We start from the raw sequence: 18,958 nt of genomic DNA on the forward strand, positions 1-18,958 counted from the left end.
AACCCATAATCTCATAAACCCGCCCCACCCCAACTCGATTATTCAATTGGTGGATGATACCGTTTCAACCAACAACTACCAATAATCACCAAAGCCACGACTACAATAATTTCCGTCCAAAAAAACGATAAGAAATCACTTGCTGTTCCCACAGGAGGCACTCCCGGCTGAGCATTACGAATAGCCGGAAAAGCAAACAGCATCACAGCAGTCCAACTCAACATTCCAATTTCCGGTAACTTACCCGATTTCATCACTTTCAATGCTAGCAGGAGCGCCATAGTTGATAGCACCCACATAATCACGATAATCGTTAAAGCAAAAAATTTTACCGGGAGCGATCGAGTTATGCGAACATCGATATAAATAAAGATAGATGAATTTTCTTCCAGAGGCTTGTAAGTGATGTCAAAACCTGGAACATCGGCATTGAACTTAAATAGCAGCGGTACGGGGTTGAGTTCAAAAGGGGCAAATTTTTTCCGAATCGAAGGCAGCGGATCGATGGAAATAGCTACTTTAGCAATGTGCCTGTCAAAGGGATAATTGTTAATTTTACCCTTGACTAAATTGAACTTTAAAGCCGGAAAAAACATCGGTTTACCTGCTTTAAAAGTGATTTCTGAATCTTCTATATTTGCACCGTTAACTGTCATTAACAAATCTTGAGCTGGGTAGGTAGGTCCTTTTTTGTAAATGCCTTTTAGTTCAAATTCTAAGCGTGTTTCTAATTCGTTTTTAATTGGATCTACTCCGATCGCAGTCATTGTCACCTCTACTAAGCCTTTGGGAGCCGCAGAGCTTTCTGGATTGGGGCTGTAAGGTTCTTGAGCATGAGCTACGGGAGAGTAAATAGATAAAGTAATTGCAAAAATTAGGATGAGATTGCAAATTAAAATAAGTATTTTTTTGAGGTTATTGTGGTTGACAATTTGCATGAATTAGATAATAATTCGGAATGATTTAACCGCGAAGGCGCAAAGGACGCGAAGGAAGAGAAGAGTGAGTATTTTATATCATAAACCGGATTTTTTACCAGGTTGGCTCGTAATAATATTAGCGATGTCTTGTTCAGACATCGCACTTTTCCTTGAGATTCCAGCGGACTGCTAACCTATGGTTTAAGGAAGAAATACATTTGATGTGAAACTTCCATGCAAACCGTAGGGAATATGATATTTTAAATGCAACTGCGCCACAGGCCCTTTCGCGATATCCCTAGCATCTAAAATTACTAAGGTCGATCGATGATTAGCAGCATCGTACATCAAAACCAGCAGCCAGCCATCATCCTCAGCCACAGCATCGGGACGCGCCACAAACACTGGTTCCCCAGCAAAACCGCGCGGTGCCGCACTCCAAAGTTGCCTTTCACCAGTCAGGAAATCAAATTTGAGGATGGCTTGCAGAGGAGCATTGCCGGTGGGAGCATCGGCGGCACCAATGTAAAGATATCGGTAAGGCTGTCCGACGTTATTTGGATGTAAAGTTGGAAATTCGCAGCACCGAGTTTCAACTACTTGATGCTCCACTGTTTCGGCTTGTAAATTCAGCTTGAACCGCCACAATTCCCCGGCGGGAATGCTATCGAAATCAATCTCGCGAAAATCACCATCTGGCTCGACATTGGGGAATGATTCGTAGCATACTGAATCTACAAAGACTTCGCCGTCTTCTTCCCAGGCGTTGCAGTGGTGGAAAACAAAACATGGTTCTGTTTCTAATATTTTCACTTGATCGGTGCCGTTGCGCGGAATTAAAATTGCTTGCGTGGGCTTGTTGGGTGAAAATTGAATGCACTGGGCCGCACTCCGCATTCCTAACACGAAAGGTATAGGATTGAAGCTGACGGGATTTTGGAAAAATATACAGTAATTGGGGGTAATTACCATGTCGTGTAGAAAGGCAAAACCTGCTATTGCATGGGCGTGTTTTTGCAAAAGTTTGCCACTTGCGTCGAGTTCGTAAATTGTAATTACGCTGGACAAACCAGGTTTGACAGAAAAGTTTATGAGTCTGTCTCCGGCTCCATTTTTGCCTTTTTCAATTCTGGGGTGAGCGGCGAAAGCTTCACCGGGCTGCAAGATGCCGTCTAGGGTATCTAAGCCGATGGTTTCTAAGGTGGAAGGGTCTAGTCTGTAGGGTTCTGCTGCTTCCCAAAGTGCTAATAGTTTTTCTCCCCAATAAATGATGTTGGTGTTGGCAATGTTTTTGATTTTGAGGTCAAATATATTACTTAGCCAACCTCCTGGTTTCTGGGTGCCGAAAACGCCTCGATGGAGGATTTTTCCGGCTGTTTTTTCTGCTAGATAGCCTTCGGTGTGGATGAATCTGTTGCGGAAGTGGGCGCGTCCGTCGGAAATTGCGATCGCACAAACCATCCCATCGCCATCAAAGGGGTGGTGAATTTGTTCGCCGTTGATATCTAGCAAGCCTGGCCCGTTGCGAAAGAATGTGCCTTGTAAGTCGGGGGGGATTTCACCTTCTATTTCGTCTATCCAGTAGTCGGATTCCTGACGCTGGGATTGGTAGCCTCGTTGCCAGTCGGTGCGATCGTATGATGAGGTTTTGGCTGTTGTTTTTAGTTCGGAAGTTTCTAGGTTTTGCATTGGTAGAATAAGCTTTTATTGATTTAACTACAAAGGGCGCAGAGAGTGAGAGAGTGAGTGAGGGGGGTAGGCACGCACCATCCACTACCCCTACACAATTATCGTTTTCTTGAGAATGAAACCACCCTCTTCCTTGGGGGGTGACTTCTTTCTTCTTCCTTCATTTGCTATCTGCGGTTCGGCTTTCTGAGATTACTGTTGGTACCAAGTTGGGAAAATATTCCGGCATGAAATGTTGTCCTGTTGGTTTGGTGCTTCCCATTTCCGCTTCTAATAATGGCAGTGTTTTTTGATTGTTTGGCTCGCCAGTTTCTGTGTTTTCAGCGGGTAGCCAGCTTAGGAATGGTAGGGGTAGAAGTGTGGACAGGTTGGTGATGAGGACTAGCAGCCAGAGATTGTCGAAATTGCGATCGGTAATTCCTAACCAGTGAGTCAAAACTGCACCACCTTCGTAGGACAAAAGTCCGGCTAAATTGCTGATGGACATCAGTAGTGCAAATAAAGTTGCTTCGACTCCGGGGGGACACAATCGCGCGCACAATACCAGCATTGGCATATAAGCAATTTGCCCGATTACTGTTAAGATGAGGCTATCTCCGATGCTGAACCACTGGTCGTCAATTCCTAAAGCTCGGTTGGCGTGAGTTACTAATAGTAAACTTGTCAATCCCAAGACGGTGGCAATTACTGTTGACCAGCCGAAAATTACTCGAAATGGAATTGTTTTGAGGAAGCGCTGAAACAGCCAGATACCGACAATTGCCGCCAGACTGGTAACTAGGCGCACGCGGCCGATAAATTCTGGTTGGAAGCCTAATTCGTTGGTGGTGAAAAAGAAGAAAGCGGAGTCGGAACTTGGGGTTGCTTGCCACAGGAAAAGAAAGGCGGTTGGCAACCAAATTGTTTTTTGGCTAACAGCTTGTCGGAGTTGTTTCAATTGATTTTTTACTGTTTCAAAGTCGGTTCTTTTGTTGACTTTTTCTTCGCTAATTAACCAGGCTGTTGCTGAGACGATGAGTGGGAAACAGGCGGTGATTAAAAATATGGTGTGGGTGGAGAATTGTTGGAGTAGGGAACCGCTGAGGTAGGCGGTAATTAGTCCGCCGAGGGCTGATGCGCCCCAGGATAGGGATTGCAGGGAACCTGCATCGGTAAGGGATTCTTTTCGGGCTCTTTCGACTACTAGGGAGTCTGCGATGACGTCGCTAACGGCGAGGGAGAGGCAACTAAGGGCGATCGCCCCTGTAGCTGCTAAGGGTGTGTGTACTATTGTGGCTAGGGCCACCCATGCTGAGGTTCCCAACAGCCCGGAAAGGACGATGTAAGGCCGTCTGCGGTAGCCGAATATGGGCAACCCGTCGGACATGAAGCCGAATAGGGGTTTGATCATCCAAGGTAGGGCGACAACGCCCAGCATGGCTGAGACTTCGGCGGGGCTCATGCCGAGTTCGTCTTTGAGGAAGAAGCTGACGGCTAAGCGGGCTAGTCCGAGGATACCTTGGACGAAGTAAATCAGTAATATGGCTATGAGTTCGGGGGTTGGCTCATTCCCCAAGAATACTTTTTCTTTTAAAGATTCTTTGAGTTTGCTGACACCGGAGGAGGAAAGGAGCATTTGAGAAATATTTCTTAATGAATCTCAATATTTATAACACATTCTTAATGGGTTGGGGGAACTTTCGGAGGTAGGATGCCACAGTGGTGGGCTTCTGGCAAGTGGTATAAAATTGTATTTATCTCGAATTAATGCGTGTTTTGTAATCATGAAAACAGAAATTAAAATTGTTTTTCTCACGGTGGCGGCGATGGTGGGGGGATGGGCTAATTTGGCCTTGGCTATACCTGTTGCTAACCAGCAAGGAGATTATCCAGTGCCACCTCCGAGACAACGAGGTAATAGGCAAGTAAAACCGATTCGGGAAAATTCTACTACTTTGAAACCTTTGGAATAATTAACCGCGAAGACGCGAAGTACGCGAAGCAAGAAAAGAAAGAGATGTCACAAATACTGAAAGGAGTATTTTTATGATTGTGAATCCTGAAAATGTGCCGGATATTAGCTGATAGTATCCCTCACCGCACGGAAGGTGAAGCTGTACTTTTGGGCGAAGTGCCGAAAACTGTGCACCGGATTCTGGATATTGGTACGGGTGATGGACGGTTGTTGGGTTTGCTTAAGTGCGATCGCCCGAATGTTGAATGTGTGGCGATCGACTTTTCGGCTACAATGTTGGCCAAAGTCAGAACTCGTTTTGCTGACGATCGCACTGTCACAGTAATTGAACATAATCTTGATGATTCTCTGCCGGATTTAGGCAAGTTTGATGCGGTGGTTTCTAGTTTTGCAATTCACCACGTAGAGGACGATCGCAAACGTTCGCTTTATACCGAGATTTTCGAGCTTTTGGAACCCGGAGGCATTTTTTGCAATTTGGAACACGTAGCGTCGGCAACAGAGGCTTTACACCAGAAATTTCGAGAAGCGTTAGGTATTAGCGATTCGCCAGACGATCCATCTAATAAATTGCTCGATGTGGAAACGCAACTGCGCTGGTTGAGAGAAATTGGTTTTGACGATGCGGACTGTTATTGGAAGTGGCTGGAATTGGCTTTATTAGTTGGGGTGAAACCTGTTTAGCTGCGGGTAAGGACTGCATTGTCGTGTGCTTGAAAAATTGGAAATAGTCACAATTAGTAAGGTGCGTCAGATTTTTAAACCCTCAATAATCGTTCTATAAATTCACCTGACGCACCCTACAAGTCAATGTTATACCAATTTTAAAAAAGAATGCAACAGTAGTCTTGTCCCTCCCCTTTATAAGGGGGGGTTAGGGGGGGTCCAAGATTGTTGCACGATTTTAGAGAAATGGTATTAGATTATATAGTAAGGTGCGTCAGATCCCGAAATTCCCGATCGCCGTTAGAGAACTTCGCCTGACGCACCCTACAAGTCGATTGGTGTGTGACAGTTGCGTCCAGGACTATTAAAGTCACGCACCCTAATAAATTAAATTAAATCCGGTACTTGAGGTTTAATTCGTCGCTCGTACCAATTCATTAACGGCGTAGAACTAATTCCGTGTAAAATCACTGAAATCACGATCGTTGTAAAAGTAATCCAGGCAATTTGTTCTCCGAGTTCGCCTTTTAAACCTTTGCCAAAAGCATAGGTAAGATAATAGATAGAACCAACACCGCGAATGCCAAACCAACCGCACAGCCAGCGACTGGCGGGGTGCAAAGGACTGCCAATCGTACTGATCCAAGCTCCCAAGGGGCGAATCAAGAAAAATAACAATCCCGCCACTAACACCGAATCTGCTGCAAAAGCCCACATAGGTTTTAGGCGCAACAAAGAACCTAAAAGTAAAATAGTGGCTACTTCCATTAACTTTTCAATGCGCTCAGTAAATCGCAATTGGGAAAGCGGTTTTTCTGGGTCGCGGTAACTGCGCTGCACTACAATTCCTGATACAAAAACTGCTAGAAACCCGTAGCCGTTGACTACTTCGGTTAGAGAATAAGTGAGTAAAATTGTACTCAGGGCGATGAAATCTTCGATTAATTCATCGGCTGGTCTGTAGCGTTGCAATCTTTTATCGATCCAGGTGACAGCTTTAGCTACTAAAATGCCCATGACAATAGCTGCGGCAGTTGCCCAAATTACATCAACTGCTACCCACTGGGAAAACCAGTTTGGCCAATTACCATCTTTTAGTGAATAAATGCCAAAATAAACAAAGGGAAAAGAGAGAGCATCGTTCAAGCCACCTTCGGAGGTTAAACCAAAGCGCAATTCATCTCGATCGTCTAAATGTGCTAACTGAACTTCGGAGGCTAAAACTGGATCGGTAGGAGCGAGAATTGCTCCCAATAAAATCGCAGCCCCCCAATCTAAATTCAAAAAGAAGTGAGCGACTGCTGCTATGGCAAAAATCGAAATAGGCATTAAAAAACCGATCAGCCGCGCTGTGGAATTCCAAGCCCAAAGTTGCAGGGGGCGGTTCATTTTTAGGCCGCAACTGAAGAGAGAAACAATCACTACAAATTCTGTGAGTCTTTCTAAAAATTGAGCATCAGGGCGCAATTCAATCAGTTTGACACCGTAGGGACCCAATCCGATGCCCACTAACAGGTAAATTAAGGCATAAGACAGTGGCAATCGGGAAATCCATCCTGAACCTAATGTGACAATCAGCAGGAGGATGCCAATAACTAGCAAGTTGAGAATGTAATTATCCACCATAGCGATCGCACTTTTAATCAGGCGTGACAACTGCGATCGTGACAGATCAAAGCTTCTGGTACATCCGCCGAAAGCTAGAGTCTGCTATCCTCCGAAAGTTATATCTATTTGTTATTTGTTATTTGTTACTTGTAACAACTGACTAATGACTAATGACTACTGACTAATGACTACTGACTACTGACTAATGACTAATGACTACTGACTAATGACTACTGACTAATGACTACTGACTACTGACTACTGACTAATGACTACTGACTACTGACTAATGACTACTGACTACTGACTAATGACTAATGACTACTGACTACTGACTACTGACTACTGACTACTGACTAATGACTACTGACTACTGACTAATGACTACTGACTACTGACTAATGACTACTGACTAATGACTACTGACTACTGACTAATGACTACTGACTAATGACTACTGACTTTTTTCCGTAGCGATGATGTGCAAATCTACGTGTTTGAGCGATCGCACTAATTGCTGAGTCAAAGAACCCCGCAACAACAACTTCCAGCGGGATTGCTGGCTTTCACCAATCACAATTTGAGTAATGCGATACTGTTTAGCTACATCAGAAATTGCTTTGGCTATATTCTGACTCTGCACCCGCAGGAATTGCCCGTTAAATTCTTGGCAAAGTTTCTGGCACGTTTCAATGTGTAAGCTTTCGGATTTTGTTAAAAAGCGATCGGGGTTCTCCACAAATAAAACATAAAATGGTGCATTCATGTAACTAGAAATTCTCCCACCCCGTCGGAGAAGCTGCAAAGAATTTGGATAAGTGGAAACGCATACTAAAACTCGTTCGTGAATGTTGCAAGCTTGACCTTTTAAAGTTGCGGCCTCCTCTTCAACGTTGTCTGCGACTTCTCGTAATGCTAGTTCTCGTAATGCAATTAAATGACGACGCTGAAAAAAGTTTTTTAAAGATTGTTCAATTTTTTCGGGAGCATAGATTTTACCTTCTAGTAACCTTTCTTCTAAGGTTTCTGGTGTCACATCAACCACGAGTATTTCGTCAGCTTCTTCCAGAATGCGATCGGGTACTCGTTCTCGCACGACAACTCCGGTAATTCGCGCTACTAAATCGTTGAGACTTTCTATGTGCTGAATGTTGAGAGTTGAATAAACATCAATGCCAGCATTCAGTATTTCTTCGACATCTTGATACCGCTTTTCTCTGAGAGAACCGGGAATATTTGTATGAGCCAGTTCGTCGATTAATGCTAGTTGAGGGCTGCGGGCAATGACAGCTTCTGTATCCATTTCTGTTAGATTTGTTTCGCCTCGCAGCATTTGTTTTCGTGGGACTATTTCCAGTCTCTCAGCTTTGGCTGCTGTCTCTTTTCTGCCGTGAGTTTCTAACAATCCAACAACTACATCAATGCCTTCTGATTTGATTGTGTGTCCTTCTTCTAGCATTCGGAAAGTTTTGCCAACACCGGGGGCCATCCCGATAAATATTTTGTGCTTTCCCCGACGGCGGGTGCGATCGTAAGTGCGATTTGGTTGGGCGTAAATTGCGTCGGGGTTATTTTCGAGTTCGCTAGAGTGAATCATCGCTTAATAGTTAGTTGGCAGTTGGCAGTTGACAGTTGACAGTGGGTAGTTGGTAGTTGCCAGTTGCTAGTTGCTAGTTGGTATTTGCTAGTTGGTATTTGCTAAAAACAACAAATAACCAATGACCAATGACCAATGACCAATGACCAATGACCAATGACCAATGACCAATAACAAATAACCAATAACCAATAACCAATGACTATTGTAAACCATCTAAAGCTAGATTTAGTTTGAGGACATTAACTCCGGGTTCACCGAAAATGCCGAGAAATCTGCCGTCTGTATTTTGGGAGATCAGAATTTCGACTTGATTGGGATTGAGCGATCGCACTTTTGCTATCCGTTGAACTTGCGCTCTAGCAGCCTCTTCGCTAAGATGAGGGTCGAGGCTAGAACCAGAAGTATACACTAAATCAGCAGTAGGTTTGATGCCAGCTTTGTTGAGACGATCGATTTCAAATTGAATTCCATGAAAACCATCTTTATCATTACCTCTTTTCAGCAAATCTGAGTTACTGGGACCGAGATTACTAGCTCCAGAAATACCTGTTCTTTGACTTAAATTCTCGGCTTTCGTCGGATCGTAATCTGGGAAACTGCTGTAATTCGTGGTGCTGGGACGGCTCAAAAAATATTTTTCCGAGATGAAATTCTGACCGATTAAAGAGGAGCCAAGTACAACTCCTTGCTTAGTAATTAAGCTACCATTTGCCTGGGAATTGAAAGCAATTTGACCGATGGCTAGCAAAATCAAGGGATAAACAATGGCTGTAATTCCCCACAGGACTAAAGTCACGCGAATTGCTCTGATTATTTCTCTCATATTTTTGATTTTGGTGTGGTGAAAAAAGTTAATTTTTGGTTTTCGATCTTCAGCTAAAGGGAGCATCCCGAATTTGCAAATATATCGGTAGGGGCGAAATTGAGATGCACCCCTGCTAAAATCTTTCCGGCTGAAATATGACCACCAAGAGGTAAATAGAAAGCGCGATAATTACCAAACCCAGCAGACTTAAACCCCAGACTGCTTTGCGGGTCAAATCTTCGCCAGAAGCTGCATAAACAGCGGGCGCAATGATGGCATTGAAACACATTACTAGAAATAGCTGCACCGGTATTGGGTGACGCTGCCACAGGTTTTGTGCTAACTCAATAATTGCTTGAAAATCCGTGGGCAAAACATCATTCAGCCAATTATTACGTTTCATGAATCCTCCTTGTTTTGGGAATAAGTATCTTTGTTTATCTGTTGCCGAACTTGTTCTATGCTAAGCCAACGGCTGCAATGAAAATATCGATAATTTTGATGGCAATAAATGGCGCGATCGCCCCGCCAAATCCGTAGATTAAAATGTTCCGCTGCAAAAGTTGATTGGCCGTTAAGGGGCGAAATTTTACCCCGGTTAACGCTAGGGGAATCAAAGCGGGAATAATCAAAGCATTGTAAACTAATGCCGATAATATTGCCGATTGACCGCTAGCTAAACCCATCACGTTCAAAGCGCCCACGGGGGCAAACATTGCCGGAATAATGGCAAAATATTTCGCGATATCGTTGGCTAGGGAAAATGTAGTCAGGGCACCGCGTGTAATCAGTAATTGTTTGCCGATTGTCACTAAATCAATCAATTTTGTGGGGTCGGAATCTAGGTCTACCATGTTGGCAGCTTCTTTCGCGGCTTGGGTTCCCGAATTCATTGCTAAGCCTACATTTGCTTGGGCTAGGGCGGGTGCGTCGTTGGTTCCGTCCCCGGTCATTGCTACTAATTTACCCTGGGCTTGTTGCTTGCGAATTACTTCGATTTTGTCCTCTGGAGTTGCTTCGGCGATGAAGTCGTCAACGCCGGCTTCGTCGGCAATTACTGATGCTGTAATTCGGTTGTCTCCGGTGAGCATAATTGTACGGATGCCCATTTTTCTGAGTTGGTCAAATCGATCGCGAATTCCCGGTTTAATCACATCTTTTAAATAAATAATGCCGTAGATATCGCTGCCTTGACAAACTCCTAAAGGTGTGCCTCCCAGCCGGGAAACTCGCTCGTAAGCTTCATCGAGATCGGGGCCGATGTTACCACCGCGCGATCGCACAAAACCCTTCACCGCATCCACCGCACCCTTGCGAACCTCCGTACCATCGGGCAAATCCGTGCCAGACATCCGCGTTTTTGCCGAAAATTCCAGCCCGGTGGCGTTAGCGCGATCGAAAGTTGCTGTAGCGCCCAATTTTTCCGACAAACGGACGATCGACTTTCCCTCCGGTGTCTCGTCAAACACGCTTCCAGCCAGCGCTACAGCAGCCACATCCTCCAGCGAGTGACCGTTTACCGGAATGAACTCCTCCGCTAAACGGTTGCCCAGGGTGATTGTCCCCGTTTTGTCCAAAATCAGCGTATTCACGTCGCCACAGGCCTCCACGGCGCGTCCAGAGGTCGCTACGACGTTAAATTGAGCCACGCGATCCATCCCCGCAATCCCGATCGCACTCAGCAAACCGCCGATCGTCGTTGGAATCAGCGCCACCAGCAGCGAAATCAGCGTCACCACACCCACCGGAGTTTTCACGTAAGTTCCCACCGGCGGAATCGTAGACACCACAATCAAAAACACCAGAGTCAGCACCGCCAGCAACACCGTCAGCGCGATCTCATTCGGTGTTTTCGTGCGTTCAGCGCCCTCCACCAGCGCGATCATCCTGTCCAAAAACCCCTTACCGGGGTCGGCCATCACCCGCAGCGTCAGTTCGTCGGAAAGGATGCGCGTCCCGCCCGTAACGGAACTGGCGATGTCCGAACCCGGTTCCTTGAGCACCGGGGCGGATTCCCCGGTGATTGCAGATTCGTCTACAGAGGCGACACCCGCGATCACTTCGCCGTCAGCGGGAATGATATCGCCTGCGATTACTTTAATTTGATCGCCGCGTCTGAGGGATGTGGAACTCACTTCCTGCAATGAACCGTCTGGTAAGAGTTTGCGGGCGATGGTGTCGGCTTTGGTCGATCGCAGTGCGTCTGCTTGGGCTTTGCCGCGCCCTTCTGCTACGGCTTCGGCAAAATTGGCAAACACCAAAGTAAAGAACAAAATAAACGTGACTAAACCGTTGAAAACGACTTGATTTTTGCCGGGAACCGGGCCGAAGAGAGTCGGATCGATGGTTAATAATGCAGTCACAATTGTGCCTACCCACACCACAAACATCACTGGATTTTTCAACATTACCCGTGGATCTAGCTTGATGAAAGCTTGTTTGAATGCTCTTTTGTAAAGGCCTTTGGTATTTGCTTTTGGTGTATGTCGGCGGGATTCGCGAGAACCTCTAGAACGGGGATTTTTTTGAGAATTGGTGCTATTGGAAGAAGCCATATCGATTGGGGATTTTTAATTTTGGATTTTAGATTTGGGATTTGGGATTTGGGATTTGGGATTTTAGGATTGGGGATTGGGGATTGCGGATTGTGGCCTTTACCACCAGATTCCGATCCCCCCCAGCCCCCCTTAACAAGGGGGGAGCATGACCATCAAAGTCCCCCTTTTTAAGGGGGATTTAGGGGGATCGAAGGCTTTCCTAAAGGTGAAGGATTGATGTCTGCGGGTACTGTGGTCGGTGCAGGTTCAAATTTGCCACTGCTAATTTCATATCCTTCGGCAATTGGTCCTAAAGCTAGCACTGGGAAAAATGTTAATGCGCCTAGAATTAAGATTACTCCAGCGGTGACGCTGGTGAATAACACTGAGTCGGTTCTGAGAGTTCCTGTTGTTTCTGGTACTGGTTGTTTGTTGGTCATGCTGTCTGCTAACAGCAGCAGTGCCACAATCGGAACATAGCGCCCTAATAGCATACTAAAACAGGTGCTTAAATTCCACCACATTCCGGTAGCTGCTGGTTGAGAGTCTGCCAATCCTTCAAAACCTGAACCGTTGTTGGCTGCGGCCGAAGCATATTCGTACATCACCTGGGAAATACCGTGAAATCCGGGATTGCTGATGCCGCTCAAGCTGTCGGTAAATGCGAGGGTAATTGCGCCGGGAATTAAAACAGCGATGGGATGAATTAACAGCACAACGCTGGCTAAAACTATTTCCGGTTTTTCTATCTTTCTGCCTAAAAATTCTGGGGTTCTGCCCACCATTAATCCGGTGAGAAATACGCTCAAAATTAAGTAGATAAATAGGTAAGCTGTACCCGTTCCTTGTCCGCCCCAAACGATTTGGAGAAACAAGTTAAATAAAGTAGCAAAACTGCCGGGAGGCATTAAAGAATCGTGCATTCCGTTGACCGCACCGCACATTGTGCCTGTTGTAGTCACTGCCCAAAGGGCGGTTTGGGCCCAGCCAAATCTAATTTCTTTTCCTTCTAAATTTGGCTGCACTGAGCCTAGTAATTTGTTGATGAGAGGATTGCCTTGGAATTCGCCGACTGCTGCAATGCCAATCAAGAAAACGTAGATGCTAAAAACCATCCAAAAAATTAGCCAGCCTTGTTTTTTGTTATTGGCAAATATCCCGTAAGTATGAATGAGCGCTGCCGGAATCGAAACCATGGCTATGGTTTCCAGCAGGTTAGTAAAAGGGTTGGGATTTTCATAGGGGTGAGCTGAGTTAATAGCAAAGAATCCGCCGCCGTTTTCTCCTAGTTGTTTGATGCTTTCAAAGTGAGCAACCGGGCCGCGGGCTATTACTTGGGTGCTGCCTTCTAAGGTGGTGGCAACTGCCGGACTTGCTAGGGTTTCTGGTACGCCATTAATTAGTAGAAGCAAGCCAAGTATTAACGAAAGTGGTAGCAGAATACGAGTTATAGATTGAATTAAATCGATGTAAAAATTGCCTAGGGGTCTACCTGTTAATCCTCGAATAAAGGCAATGCCTACTGCTAAACCGGTGGCGGCTGAGGTGAACATTAAAAAGCCCAAAGTTAACTGGGATAGGTAAGTAAATGTTGTCTCGCCGGAGTAATGCTGTTGGTCGGTATTGGTGAGGAATGAAATAGTTGTGTGCAGGGCGGTATCCCAGGTTGGTGTACCTAAGCCTGTAGCATTTAAAGGGAGAAATCCTTGAAGCATGAAAATGAGGAAAACAAATATGCCCATGGCGATATTGCTGTAGAATACCGATCGCGCATATTGCCAACCTGTCATTGAATCTGCCGAGCGAATATTGCCAGCTTGATAGATGAGTTGTTCTAGGGGTTTAGCGGCGCGATCGAGGATGGTTGCTTCTCCCATGTATACTCGTGCCATGTAATTGCCAAAAACCGGGGCGATCGCTACTACTATGATTAGCGTTAAGGCGATTTGAATTAATCCTTCAATCATAAGGGAGTCAATACTTTCTTCAAAGTGCAGTCTACTTTTAACAATCAATATACTTGAAGTTAGGGTGGTTGATAATCAACCCCCAGGTATAAGTTGCTGTTTACTAATTATGTATAACTGCTATATATTTTAGTGGTAGACCAATGTTTAGATTTTTTAAACTACCTATACTTAGAGATATATTTTGGATCTAAACGCGGGTCTTTTGCGTCAAAATAAATGAAATATACCGATAAAATATGGATTATTAATGATGTTAAAAAAAATATTTAAAATTAAGGAAGACTTGGCTCTGGGAGAGAAATATTGGCGGGGCAGATGGTCGATCGCTATTTTATTTACCATTGTGGTAGCACTAGAATTTAGCACGCCTTCGGAATATTTATTTGGATATTTGTATACTGGACCGATTTTAATGGCAAACTCGCGCCTGAGTCGGTTGGGTAAGTTGCAAATTACCCTGGTAGCAGCGCTATTGACTCTGTTGAATTTGGTTCTTCCTTATGGAGAAAGGAGCGCCCTAGCAACTGTAGCAAATAGGGCGATCGCCGTCATGGCTTTGGGGGTGACAGGCTATTTGAGCGATCGCAATCAGCAATACGAAGAGGCGATCGCCCTTACCAAAGCGCAATTGCAGTCCCAGCAACAATTAGCTAGCATCCGAGAAGATTTTGTGTCTACTTTGAGTCATGATTTAAAAACGCCGATGCTGGGGGCGATCGAGACTATTAAAGCTTTTAAACAGGCCAAATTTGGCGATGTGACTTCTACTCAGCAAAAAGTTTTGGAAACCATGACGCGATCGCACAAAATGACTTTACAATTAGTAGAAACCATGCTGGATGTTTACCGCAACGATACCGAAGGTTTAAAACTACAGCTTGCACCGGTAAATTTAGTAACTTTAGCAGAAGAAGTAATTGCCACTCTCATCGATTTATCGGCGGCGCGTCGAGTTTACATTAATATTAGTTACGGAGAATCAGATTTTCGTCGCTCTTTGTGGGTAAAAGGCGATGCAGTGCAACTTCAGCGCGTTTTTGTGAATTTATTGACCAATGGGATCAACCATTCCCCTCGTGGTGGTAAAGTAGAAGTGGTGATGGAATTTTATTCAAGTTATCAGATCGTGAAAGTTATTGATAGCGGGTTGGGAATTACAGCAGAGGAACTGCCGCACTTGTTCGAGCGTTTTTATCAAGGAAATGGCGATCGGCAAGCTAAAGGAGCGGGATTGGGGTTATACTTATCTCGCCAAATTATTGACGCCCACGGAGGTATAATCTGGGCAGAAAATAAATTGCCTCACGGTGCTTTATTTGGATTCCGACTCCCTGCAATCCCAGAGAAATGAAACCAGCTTATCCCTTGCGAATTCTCTTAGTTGAAGATGACGAACTGTTTCGTTTAGGGCTGCAAACCCGATTGCAGCAAGAAAATTGCTTGCAAGTAATTGCGGAAGCCGAAGATGGCGAAACCGCGGTAGAATTGACTCAGGAACACTTACCGGATGTGGTGGTTCTCGATGTCGGTTTGCCGGGAATTGGTGGCATTGAAGCTTGTCGCCAAATTAAACAGCGACATCCAGCAATTCCCGTTTTAATTTTAACATCTCATTCTCAAAAATCCTTAATTGAAAGATTGATTACAGCGGGGGCTCAGGGCTATTGTCTCAAGGGAATTGCGGCGGAAACTTTGGTGTTAGCAATTCGCTCGGTAGCGGCGGGTGCTTCCTGGTGGGATCGGGCCGCCACTGCGGAAATTAGGGCGGTTTTTGCTAATCCTGAACCTGTTAAAAATAGCTCTAAATCGGAAGTTTTGGAAAATCCACTGACGAAGCGAGAACAGGAAATTTTAGCTTTAGTGGCGGGGGGGAAAAGCAATCAGGAAATTGCTCAAATATTGTATATTGCCCCAGGGACAGTGCGGGTTCACGTTCATGCGATTTTGCAAAAGTTGGAAGTGCGCGATCGCACTCAAGCTGCTGTACTTGCGATTCAGAAGGGATTGGTAGCAGAAGAACTTTTAGCGATGGAACCTTAAAAGGGCGAATTTGGTAAGATAGTTTTGGGTTGTTGAAATACATAACTTACTTGCTCAACCTTTATGTCTATTATGCCAGACAGTATTAGTTTAGTCCCCACTGCGATCGCCTTTATCGACAGTGCCCTGGACGATCGCCAAACTCTTCACAACGGTATCGCACCGGGGACAGAAGTAATTAGCCTCAATGGAGTACGGAATGGGGTAGAACAAATTACTAAAGCACTAGCAAGTCGCAGTGTTATTACCAGCATTCACATCATCTCCCACGGTAGCCCTGGTAGTTTGCAGCTAGGGGCAACTAACTTAAGCTTGACAAATTTAAAAACCTATGCTGAGCAATTGCAGCAGTGGTCAACAGCCCTAGTAGAAAATGCAGAGATTTTGCTGTACGGTTGCGAGGTAGCCGCGGGCGAAAAGGGCGCTAACTTCGTGCAGCAAATCAGTCTGTTAACCAAGGCAAAAATTGCGGCTTCTAGCACGCCTGTAGGCAGCGCAGCTAAGGGCGGAAACTGGGAACTAGATTATACAACGGGAAGGATTGTTGCTGGAATGGCGATCGACCAAGGGACAATGGCCACCTATCAATTTGTATTCGGTCTGCAATTTTTGGGACAAGCAGGATTTCCGGCAAATACAACTTTTGGAGGAACCCTGGTAGGTGGACTGTCTGGCCTTACCTACGCGGGCAACAATACTTACTACGCTATATCTGACGGCCGCAATATTGCTGGTTCCAGTCCCGGCCCGTCTCGCTTTTACACCCTCACTATACCTAATGTAAGTTCGGGTACCTTGGCACCAGCAGGACAAGTTAATTTTACAGCGGTGAGACAGATTGGCAATCCGCCTCCCTTTGCGACAGATACATCGGATACAGAGGGCATTGGCTTCATCGGCGGCAATGTCTTCGTCTCTTCTGAAGGCAATTTCTCGACAACTACCCAGCCTTTTATCAATAGATTCGCCATTGCAACAGGATTTCAAAATCTAGCGCTGCCTATTTCTTCTCCCAAATACGACGTATCAGCAGCTAGTAACATTGGCATCCGCAACAATCAAGCTTTTGAAAGTCTGACCATTACTCCCAGTCAAAGTTTTCTGTTTACAGCAACAGAAAATGCTCTCGAACAAGACGGCCCTGCTACAGGTACAACGGCTACAATTGGCACGCGATCGCGGATTTTAAAATATAACTTAACCACAAACACCGCAAACGGAGAATTTCTTTACAATACCGATCCAGGCAACGGCATTTCGGAAATGCTGGCCGTTGATGATAATACGCTGCTGGTTCTCGAACGTTTTCTCGACTTATCAACGAATCCGCCGTCAGGCGATTTGAAGCTCTATCAAATTTCTTTAAACGGTGCGACTGACATTCAAAACAATACTGGCTTGATTGCTTCTGGTTTGGCTGGCATTACAGCGGTATCGAAAACTCCGATCGCTACTGCTGCTTATTTCTCCAGTACAGGATTGCCACCACTTATAGACAATTTTGAAGGGATGACATTTGGGCCACCTCAAACGGCAACTGGGAAGCGATCGCTGATTATTGTCAGCGATAACAATTTTGCCCTTCGCACCAGATTCGCAGCGTTTGCAGCCAACAACGCACCTGTACTTAACAACAGCGGTTCGCCGGTACTAACAGCAATTAACGAAGATGTACCTTTTGCCAGCAACACCGGCACCTTAGTTTCTGCTTTAATTGCAGGTGCTGTTACAGATGCTGACACCGCCGACACTCAAGGAATTGCAGTCACGGCGACAGACAATACTAACGGCAGTTGGCAATATTCAACTGATAGCGGTGCGACTTGGACGGCATTCGGCACGCCCTCAACAGCAGCAGCGAGACTGCTAGCAGGCAATGCCAGCATCCGCTTTCTTCCCAATGCTGACTACAACGGCAGTGCCAATATCACTTATCAGGCATGGGATGGAACGACAACTAACTCTAGCGGTACTCCCCTCACCAACGGCGGGACGGCTGATATTTCGACTGCTAGCAGTATCGGCGGGTTAGCAGCTTTCAGTACGGCATCCGAGATAGCAACAATTACCGTTAATTCTGTCAACGACGCGCCGTTCTTTGTCAAAGGAGCCAGCTCAAGTGCGATCGCAGGTGGGGGATCGCAAACAGTCAACAACTGGGCCACAAGCGTCTCTAAAGGCCCTGCGGACGAATCCACTCAAACCGTCAGCTTTAACCTTAGCAACAACAACAACAGTCTATTTTCGGTGCAGCCTGCGATCGACCCAGCGGGCAACCTTACCTACACCCCAGCCTCCGGTGTCAGTGGCACTGCAACTGTCTCTGCGACGTTAAGCGATAACGGCGGTACTGCCAATGGTGGCGCAGACATTTCCGCAGCCCAAACATTCAGTATCAACATCACAGCCGATACGATCGTACCTGTTGCTGCCAATTTAGTTGCTAGCAATATTCTCGTTGCTGGCGGCACTACAGAAACTTTTACGGTAGACTACAGCGACAATGTTGCTGTCAACAGCAGCAGTTTTGATAATTCAGACATCCGGGTGACTGGGCCGAACGGATTTAACCAATTAGCAACACGGGTAAGCTTTACGCCGGCTGGCAACGGCACTCTTCGCACGGCTACCTATCAAATTACCGCGCCCGGTAGCAGTTGGGATTTGGGTGACAATGGGAATTATGCGATCGCGATCGAATCGGGCCAAGTTAGCGATATCAATAATAACTTTGTTGCAGCCAGTAACTTGGGAAGCTTTAATGTCAATATTCCCAACCCAGGCAGTTTTAATTTTAGTGCTGCAAATTACGATATCGGTGAAAGCGGGGGTGTTGCCACAATTACCGTGACTCGGACAAGCAACACTAATGTGGCCGCTGATATCAGCTACAGCACTTCCGACGGGACTGCTAATGCAGGCAGTGACTACACGACAAAATCAGGAACCTTAAACTTTGCGATCGGGGAAACAAGCAAAACTTTTACGATTCCCATTAACGATGACACCTTAGTAGAGGGAAGTGAGATTGTTGCACTTAGTCTGAATAATCCCACAAACGGTGCGAGTGTGGGAGCGCAAAGTACGGCGAATTTGACAATTTTAGATAACGATGTAGCTCCCACAACTCCAACTCCGACAAGTCCAACTCCAACAACTCCAACTCCGA

Annotated in this window: 13 protein-coding genes and 1 pseudogene; 5 read left to right on the top strand and 9 right to left on the bottom strand. The window is 45.6% G+C overall.

All coding sequences use genetic code 11. The features are described from left to right. Window positions 1–38: 38 nt before the first annotated feature. The 3 genes from P2A85_RS25805 to P2A85_RS25815 form a co-directional block, all read right to left on the bottom strand. Window positions 39–938 (bottom strand): DUF4436 family protein, encoded by a 900-nt coding sequence (locus P2A85_RS25805; protein ID WP_377476174.1) that lies wholly within the window; start codon window positions 936–938, stop codon window positions 39–41. 183 nt (window positions 939–1,121) lie between these two features. Then, window positions 1,122–2,609 (bottom strand): carotenoid oxygenase family protein, encoded by a 1,488-nt coding sequence (locus P2A85_RS25810; protein ID WP_377476175.1) that lies wholly within the window; start codon window positions 2,607–2,609, stop codon window positions 1,122–1,124. 160 nt (window positions 2,610–2,769) lie between these two features. Beyond that, window positions 2,770–4,224: a folate/biopterin family MFS transporter gene (locus tag P2A85_RS25815; protein ID WP_377476176.1), complete on the bottom strand. Its 1,455-nt coding sequence runs from the start codon at window positions 4,222–4,224 to the stop codon at window positions 2,770–2,772. 148 nt (window positions 4,225–4,372) lie between these two features. Here P2A85_RS25815 and P2A85_RS25820 point away from each other — a divergent pair, with 148 nt between their 5' ends. Together P2A85_RS25820 and P2A85_RS25825 are read left to right on the top strand one after the other, a co-directional pair. After that, window positions 4,373–4,561, top strand: coding sequence for a hypothetical protein (locus P2A85_RS25820; RefSeq protein ID WP_377476177.1), 189 nt, complete (start codon window positions 4,373–4,375; stop codon window positions 4,559–4,561). 92 nt (window positions 4,562–4,653) lie between these two features. After that, window positions 4,654–5,247 carry a class I SAM-dependent methyltransferase gene (locus P2A85_RS25825; protein ID WP_377476178.1) on the top strand — a complete coding sequence of 198 codons (594 nt, stop codon included), beginning with the start codon at window positions 4,654–4,656 and terminating at the stop codon, window positions 5,245–5,247. Window positions 5,248–5,616: 369 nt separating this feature from the next. Here P2A85_RS25825 and P2A85_RS25830 read toward each other — a convergent pair whose 3' ends face one another. The 6 genes from P2A85_RS25830 to kdpA form a co-directional block, all read right to left on the bottom strand. After that, the gene (locus P2A85_RS25830) at window positions 5,617–6,885 is read right to left on the bottom strand and encodes a cation:proton antiporter (RefSeq protein WP_377476179.1); all 1,269 of its coding nucleotides are present in this window, start codon (window positions 6,883–6,885) and stop codon (window positions 5,617–5,619) included. Between the two features lie 406 nt (window positions 6,886–7,291). Continuing rightward, a complete protein-coding gene (locus P2A85_RS25835; protein ID WP_377476181.1) occupies window positions 7,292–8,434 on the bottom strand; it encodes a sensor histidine kinase KdpD in 1,143 nt (380 codons plus the stop codon). A gap of 202 nt (window positions 8,435–8,636) precedes the next feature. Then, window positions 8,637–9,260 carry a K(+)-transporting ATPase subunit C gene (kdpC, locus tag P2A85_RS25840; protein WP_377476182.1) on the bottom strand — a complete coding sequence of 208 codons (624 nt, stop codon included), beginning with the start codon at window positions 9,258–9,260 and terminating at the stop codon, window positions 8,637–8,639. 115 nt (window positions 9,261–9,375) lie between these two features. Next, on the bottom strand, window positions 9,376–9,645 hold the full coding sequence (gene kdpF, locus P2A85_RS25845; RefSeq protein ID WP_377476183.1) for a K(+)-transporting ATPase subunit F: 270 nt from the start codon (window positions 9,643–9,645) through the stop codon (window positions 9,376–9,378). Window positions 9,646–9,700: 55 nt separating this feature from the next. Then, complete coding sequence (kdpB, locus tag P2A85_RS25850; protein ID WP_377476184.1) at window positions 9,701–11,797, bottom strand: potassium-transporting ATPase subunit KdpB; 2,097 nt, start codon at window positions 11,795–11,797, stop codon at window positions 9,701–9,703. Window positions 11,798–11,967: 170 nt separating this feature from the next. Then, window positions 11,968–13,746 carry a potassium-transporting ATPase subunit KdpA gene (gene kdpA / locus P2A85_RS25855; protein WP_377476185.1) on the bottom strand — a complete coding sequence of 593 codons (1,779 nt, stop codon included), beginning with the start codon at window positions 13,744–13,746 and terminating at the stop codon, window positions 11,968–11,970. A gap of 253 nt (window positions 13,747–13,999) precedes the next feature. On the opposite strand from kdpA, the gene P2A85_RS25860 reads away from it, so the two are divergent. The 3 genes and pseudogenes from P2A85_RS25860 to P2A85_RS25870 all read left to right on the top strand — a co-directional run. Beyond that, window positions 14,000–15,100 (top strand): sensor histidine kinase, encoded by a 1,101-nt coding sequence (locus tag P2A85_RS25860; protein WP_377481724.1) that lies wholly within the window; start codon window positions 14,000–14,002, stop codon window positions 15,098–15,100. Then, complete coding sequence (locus tag P2A85_RS25865) at window positions 15,097–15,789, top strand: response regulator (RefSeq protein WP_377476186.1); 693 nt, start codon at window positions 15,097–15,099, stop codon at window positions 15,787–15,789. The genes P2A85_RS25860 and P2A85_RS25865 overlap by 4 nt, the downstream gene beginning before the upstream one ends. 72 nt (window positions 15,790–15,861) lie before the next feature. Then, window positions 15,862–18,843 (top strand): annotated as a pseudogene (locus P2A85_RS25870) (esterase-like activity of phytase family protein); the annotation flags it as partial. Window positions 18,844–18,958: the final 115 nt, after the last annotated feature.

The organism is Microcoleus anatoxicus (genome assembly GCF_042465725.1).
Classification (GTDB): Bacteria; Cyanobacteriota; Cyanobacteriia; order Cyanobacteriales; family Microcoleaceae; genus Microcoleus; species Microcoleus anatoxicus.

What these genes read in the sequence shown, in the direction of transcription:
- kdpA (WP_377476185.1), bottom strand. Translation starts at nt 13,746, where the DNA reads ATGATTGAAGGATTAATTCAAATCGCCTTAACGCTAATCATAGTAGTA.
- P2A85_RS25815 (WP_377476176.1), bottom strand. Translation starts at nt 4,224, where the DNA reads ATGCTCCTTTCCTCCTCCGGTGTCAGCAAACTCAAAGAATCTTTAAAA.
- P2A85_RS25810 (WP_377476175.1), bottom strand. Translation starts at nt 2,609, where the DNA reads ATGCAAAACCTAGAAACTTCCGAACTAAAAACAACAGCCAAAACCTCA.
- P2A85_RS25825 (WP_377476178.1), top strand. Translation starts at nt 4,654, where the DNA reads ATGTGCCGGATATTAGCTGATAGTATCCCTCACCGCACGGAAGGTGAA.
- kdpF (WP_377476183.1), bottom strand. Translation starts at nt 9,645, where the DNA reads ATGAAACGTAATAATTGGCTGAATGATGTTTTGCCCACGGATTTTCAA.
- kdpB (WP_377476184.1), bottom strand. Translation starts at nt 11,797, where the DNA reads ATGGCTTCTTCCAATAGCACCAATTCTCAAAAAAATCCCCGTTCTAGA.
- P2A85_RS25835 (WP_377476181.1), bottom strand. Translation starts at nt 8,434, where the DNA reads ATGATTCACTCTAGCGAACTCGAAAATAACCCCGACGCAATTTACGCC.
- P2A85_RS25860 (WP_377481724.1), top strand. Translation starts at nt 14,000, where the DNA reads ATGTTAAAAAAAATATTTAAAATTAAGGAAGACTTGGCTCTGGGAGAG.
- kdpC (WP_377476182.1), bottom strand. Translation starts at nt 9,260, where the DNA reads ATGAGAGAAATAATCAGAGCAATTCGCGTGACTTTAGTCCTGTGGGGA.
- P2A85_RS25805 (WP_377476174.1), bottom strand. Translation starts at nt 938, where the DNA reads ATGCAAATTGTCAACCACAATAACCTCAAAAAAATACTTATTTTAATT.
- P2A85_RS25865 (WP_377476186.1), top strand. Translation starts at nt 15,097, where the DNA reads ATGAAACCAGCTTATCCCTTGCGAATTCTCTTAGTTGAAGATGACGAA.
- P2A85_RS25820 (WP_377476177.1), top strand. Translation starts at nt 4,373, where the DNA reads ATGAAAACAGAAATTAAAATTGTTTTTCTCACGGTGGCGGCGATGGTG.